Source organism: Streptosporangium sp. NPDC049248 (assembly GCF_040678965.1).
In the GTDB taxonomy this organism is placed as follows: Bacteria; Actinomycetota; Actinomycetes; order Streptosporangiales; family Streptosporangiaceae; genus Streptosporangium; species Streptosporangium fukuiense.
The window spans coordinates 1-5,291 of sequence record NZ_JBFAQY010000041.1; the positions used below are offsets into that span (position 1 = coordinate 1).

Here is a 5,291-nt window from a genome sequence, read left to right on the forward strand (position 1 = left end):
CTGCGCCCACTCCGTCCGATCCAGCAACCCCGCCTCCGCCGAACCCGGCTCGGCGAACAACACCTCACGCAACGACCCGCCAAGCAACGGATCCAGCTCCGCGACCACCTCGTCCAACGCCGCCGCGAACACCGGGAACCGCGCGTACAACTCCCGGCCCATCCCCGCCCGCTGGCTGCCCTGACCGGTGAACAGGAAAGCGACCTTGTCCCGCCACCCGCTCTGCCCCAGCAGGACGCTCGCACTCGGCCGGCCCTCGGCCACGGCCCGCAACCCGGCCACGGCGTCCTCGCGAGCACCTGCCAGCACCGCCGCCCGGTGCTCGAAGACCGATCGTGCCGTGACAAGGGAGAAGGCCACGTCGGCCAGATCCAGGTCGGGTTCGTCGTCCAGGTATGATGCCAGCCGCTCGGCCTGCGCCCGCAGCGCCTCCGCCGTACGACCGGAAATCAGTATCGGGGCCACCGCCGCGGTCGCCGCCGGCCCCCGCTCCTCCGGTCCCGCCGCGATTCGGGTGTTCTTCGGCGCCTGCTCAATGATCACGTGGGCGTTGGTGCCGGTGAGGCCGAACGAGGACACACCCGCCCGCCAGGGCCGGTCCACCTGAGGCCAGGACCTGGACTCGGTCAACAACTCCACCGCGCCCGCCGACCAGTCCACATGCGACGACGGCGCGTCCACATGCAACGTCCGGGGCAGCACCCCGTGCCGCAGAGCCATGACCATCTTGATCACACCCGCCACACCGGCGGCCGCCTGGGTGTGACCGATGTTCGACTTGATCGACCCCAGCAGCAGCGGCCGATCCTCGTCCCGGTCCTGCCCATAGGTGGCCAGCAGCGCCTGCGCCTCGATCGGGTCACCCAGCGTCGTACCGGTGCCATGCCCCTCGACCGCATCCACCTCGGCGGGCTTCAACCCGGCGCTGCCCAGCGCCTGACGGATCACCCGCTGCTGCGAAGGACCGTTCGGCGCGGTGAAGCCGTTGGACGCGCCGTCCTGGTTGACCGCCGACCCGCGCAGCACCGCGAGTACCTGATGGCCGTTGCGCTGCGCGTCCGACAACCGCTCCAGCACCAGCATGCCCACACCCTCGGCCCACCCCGTGCCGTCCGCCGCGTCGGCGAACGCCTTGCACCGGCCGTCGGGCGCCAGCCCACCCTGCCGGGTGAACTCCACGAACGCGCCAGGGGTGCTCATCACGGTCACCCCGCCCGCCAGCGCCAGCGAGCAGTCACCGCTGCGCAGCGCCTGCGTCGCCAGGTGCAACGCCACCAGCGACGACGAACACGCGGTGTCCACCGTCACCGCCGGGCCCTCCAGACCCAGCGTGTACGACAGTCGGCCGGAGGCCGCGCCCGCGCCCATGCCGGTCCCGACGTTGCCCTCGAGATCGGCCAGCGAGCTCACCATCAGGTAGGAGTAGTCCTGGCCGCTCATCCCGACGAAGACCCCGGTACGGCTGCCACGCAGCCGGGCGGCGTCGATCCCGGCCCGCTCGACGGCCTCCCACGACACCTCCAGCAGCAGCCGCTGCTGCGGGTCCATCGCCAGCGCCTCACGCGGCGAGATCCCGAAGAACCCGGGGTCGAAGTCCGCGATGTCGCGGACGAAGGCCCCCCTGTCGGTATCGCTTCGAGGCCGACCCTCCGAATCACGACCCGACAGCATGTCGAGATCCCAGTCGCGGTCGGCCGGAAAGCCCGAGACGGCGTCACCGCCTTCGACGATCAGCCGCCACAGGTCCTCAGGGGAGGACACCCCGCCGGGGAACCGGCAGCTCATCGCCACGATGGCGATCGGCTCGGTGGTGACCGCGACCAGCTTCTGGTACTGACGCCGTAGCCGTTCGGCCTCCTTCATGGAAGTCCGGAGCGCCTGTACGACCTGCTCACTGGGCGTATCCATCACAGCCTCCGTACGTCGGGCGGGGTCGGGAAACCTGCGGCCGACGTCACCGGTACCAGGACAACCACCCCTGCCGCGTCGATCGCGTCACCACATCCGTCTCCGCGCACACCGGCGACCGGTGCTCTCGCCTGGCGCGACGTCTCCGCCGTGGAGGGGAGGCGACAGCACCGGTCTCCGCATGGTTGAAGAGGATGACCGGCGGCATACACGGTCGTCGAGCATGCCGCCCATCGGTGAGGTTAGGCCGATGGCGACTCGGCAAACGCCTAGTCTTTGGGCCGCCCCGACGGGCCGACCACGTCCGCGGGCCGGCCCCCGGGAAGACTAGTGATCCCCCTAATGTCGCCGCGATACCGTGCGGGCACGCCGACGTCAGGACACGAAAGACGGTCACGGCGATGACGTATCCGTACCGGAGCAGGCGCCTGCGTGTCACTGGCTGTTCGGCGGTCCGGCTCCCGCGATGGAGGTATGTGATGGGCGAGAGCCGCAAGCCAGTGCTGTTCGTCAGCAATCCAGGGGCCGGTGTCTTCAATCCCCTGTGCGTGATCGCCGCCGAGCTGGCCCGGCGTGGTACGGAGGATCTGTGGTTCGCGACGGATGAGTCCTGCAGGGCCGACATCGAGAAGATCGGCGAGGGAAGCGGCGTGCGGTTCGCCTCGCTCGGCGAGACCGATCCGAGGCATTCCCCCGCCGACTGGGACGACGAGATGTACCGGCTGGCCACCCAGCGGTCCCGTTGGAAGGCACATCACGCGGTGGTGCGGCGCGGGTTCGACCCGAGCAGTGGGGAGCAGAAGTATCTGGCGCTCGACGCCCTGGCCGAAGAGCTCAAGCCGGCCCTCATGGTCTTCGACAGCGTGAACCCGCTCGCGCTCATAATAGCGCTCAAGAGGAAGATCCCATTTATCCTCAGCTCGCCTTTCCTGCCGAGCAACCTGCTCATCACCAGGACACCGCGCGGATTCCCCATGCTGCACACCGGGCTGCCCTTGAACATGTCGTTCCAGCAGCGGGTCCACAACACCGTGTTCAAGCTCCGGGCCGGGCTGATGTTCCTGCATCCGACGATGCTCAGGCTCGCGCTCAAAAGCATCTCGTACGCGAGGATGCTCCAGCTCCCGCAGGAGGCGCTCCGCCCGTCGTCGAAAATCGACTGTGCCGATGCCGTCCTGTGCTATTCGGTCTTCGGGCTGGAGTACCCGTTCCCCCTTCCGGACAGGTTCCACATGCTCGGCGCCATCATCCCGCCGTTGCCGGAGGCGCCGGACGACGACGACCTGTCCCGTTGGCTCGACGCCAACCCCTCCGTGGTCTACGTCGGGCTCGGCACCATCACACGGCTGACCCGCCACGAAGTACACGCGCTGGTGGAGGTCGCCCGCCGGTTGGACGGCAGGCACGCCGTGCTGTGGAAGCTCCCGACCCAGCAGCAACACCTGCTACCGCCCAGGGACGAGTTGCCGCCGAACCTCAGGATCGAGAGCTGGATTCCCTCCCAGCTCGACGTGCTGGCTCATCCCAACGTCAGGCTCTTCTTCAACCACGGCGGCGCCAACGCGTTCCACGAGGGCCTGTATTTCGGCAAGCCGCAGGTCATCCGGCCGCTGTGGGTCGACTGCTACGACCAGGCGGTGCGCGGCGTGGACAGCGGGGTCAGCCTCACGGTGGACGATCCGCAGACCGTCGACGTCGACGACGTGGTCGGCAAGATCACCCAGGTGCTGAACGACCCCGCCTTCCGTGAGCGCGCCGAATTCTTCGCCAAGGCGCAGCGCGAGGCGGGAGGCGTCCGGGCAGCCGCCGATCTGATCCTGGGCAACCCGGCACTGAAATGATCTGACAGGCACTGCCGAAGGATGTGGCGACAGCATGGAAACGCACAGTGGCGATCCGATCTCCATCGAGTTCCCGAGGCGGCGGCGCGGGCAGCTCTCTCCCCCGGACGAGTACGCCTCGCTCCGGGCGCAGGCGGGGCCGGTCAGGTCGGCGCTGCCAGGAGGCAGCACCGTGTGGCTGGTCACTCGGCATGATGACGTGCGCACCGTACTCACCGATCCCCGGATCAGTGCCAGCCCCTTACACGAGGGCTTTCCGACGATCGGGCGCAACGGGACGGTGCCGCCGCCCGATCAGATTCCCGGCTGGTTCGTCGCGTACGACCCGCCGGAGCACACCCGCTTCCGCAAGGCTCTGATCCCCGAGTTCACCGTACGACGGATCGCCGAGCTTCGCCCGGCCGTCCAGCGGGTCGTCGACGGCTGCATCGACGCGATGCTCGCCGACGGCACCACCGCCGACCTGGTGGCCGCGTTCGCGTTGCCGGTGCCATCGCTGATCATCTGTGAGCTGCTCGGCGTGCCGCGTTCGGACCGTGAGCTTTTCGAGTCGAGGACGCGCGTCCTGGTGACCTTGACGTCGACCGACGATGAACGTGAGGCCGCGACCAGGGACCTGCTGCTCTACATCTCCAAACTGATCACCATGAAGCAGCGGTTCCCCGGCAGGGACCTGACCAGCCGGCTGTTGTCCGCCGGGGTGCTGACCCCCAAGGAGATCTCCGGTGTCGCCCTGCTGCTGCTGATCGCCGGGCACGAGACGACGGCGAACAACATCGCGCTCGGCGTGGTCATGCTGCTGCTGAATCCGCAGTGGATCGGCACGCCCGGGGTGGTCGAAGAGGTGCTGCGCTATCTGTCCGTCGCGGACCGGGTGGCGCTCCGCGTGGCCATCGAGGACATCGAGATCGGCGGGCACGTCATCAAGGCCGGCGAGGGCATCGTGCCGCTCGGCGCCGCGGCGAACCACGACCATGCCACGTTCGAACGGGCCGACGAGTTCGATCCGAGCCGTTCGGCCCGCCACCACGTCGCGTTCGGGTACGGCGTGCACCAGTGTCTCGGGCAGAACCTCGTCAGGGTCGAGATGGAGGCCGTCTTCACCTCCCTGTTCCGGCGGATTCCGACCCTTCGGCTCGATCTCGCGGTCGAGGACCTGCCGTTCAAGTACGACGGTGTGTTGTTCGGGCTGCACGCGCTCCCGGTCCGTTGGTGACGGACCGGGAGGGTATACGGCCCCCGGTCTCTCAAGGATGAGGAATGTCATGCGTGTCAATGTGAACGCCCAGCACTGCATCGGCGCCGGCCAGTGCGTGCTCATCGCACCGGAGGTCTTCGACCAGAGCGACGAGGGAACCGTCATGGTCCTGGTCGAGACCCTGGACGACTCGGCTCAGGCCGTGGCCCGGGAGGCCGTCGTGGCCTGCCCGTCCAGGTCCATCTCGCTGGCCGAAGGCTGAGGTACGCACCGAGCGGGTGACCGCGATCTGACCGCACGAATCCGACCCGGCCGGGGAACGCCCCCCGGCCGGGTCGTTCGGC

General features: G+C 68.6%; 4 protein-coding genes. 3 read left to right on the forward strand and 1 reads right to left on the reverse strand.

Annotated features, from left to right (window positions below; genetic code table 11):
* Positions 1 to 1,908 (reverse strand): type I polyketide synthase (locus AB0K21_RS41250; RefSeq protein WP_364158034.1); only part of this gene is annotated, 1,908 nt, incomplete at its 3' end.
* Positions 1,909 to 2,387: 479 nt separating this feature from the next.
* On the opposite strand from AB0K21_RS41250, the gene AB0K21_RS41255 reads away from it, so the two are divergent.
* The 3 genes from AB0K21_RS41255 to AB0K21_RS41265 are packed head-to-tail and all read left to right on the forward strand — an operon-like array spanning position 2,388 to position 5,209.
* Positions 2,388 to 3,749, forward strand: a complete 1,362-nt coding sequence (locus AB0K21_RS41255) for a glycosyltransferase (protein WP_343967004.1) — start codon at positions 2,388 to 2,390, stop codon at positions 3,747 to 3,749.
* 34 nt (positions 3,750 to 3,783) lie between these two features.
* Positions 3,784 to 4,965, forward strand: coding sequence for a cytochrome P450 (locus AB0K21_RS41260; RefSeq protein WP_343967002.1), 1,182 nt, complete (start codon positions 3,784 to 3,786; stop codon positions 4,963 to 4,965).
* Positions 4,966 to 5,014: 49 nt separating this feature from the next.
* Positions 5,015 to 5,209: a ferredoxin gene (locus AB0K21_RS41265; protein WP_343967000.1), complete on the forward strand. Its 195-nt coding sequence runs from the start codon at positions 5,015 to 5,017 to the stop codon at positions 5,207 to 5,209.
* The last annotated feature ends 82 nt before the right edge of the window (positions 5,210 to 5,291 follow it).

Excerpts from the sequence above, each read along its gene's own strand:
- AB0K21_RS41260 (WP_343967002.1), top strand. The coding sequence starts at position 3,784 with ATGGAAACGCACAGTGGCGATCCGATCTCCATCGAGTTCCCGAGGCGG.
- AB0K21_RS41255 (WP_343967004.1), top strand. The coding sequence starts at position 2,388 with ATGGGCGAGAGCCGCAAGCCAGTGCTGTTCGTCAGCAATCCAGGGGCC.
- AB0K21_RS41265 (WP_343967000.1), top strand. The coding sequence starts at position 5,015 with ATGCGTGTCAATGTGAACGCCCAGCACTGCATCGGCGCCGGCCAGTGC.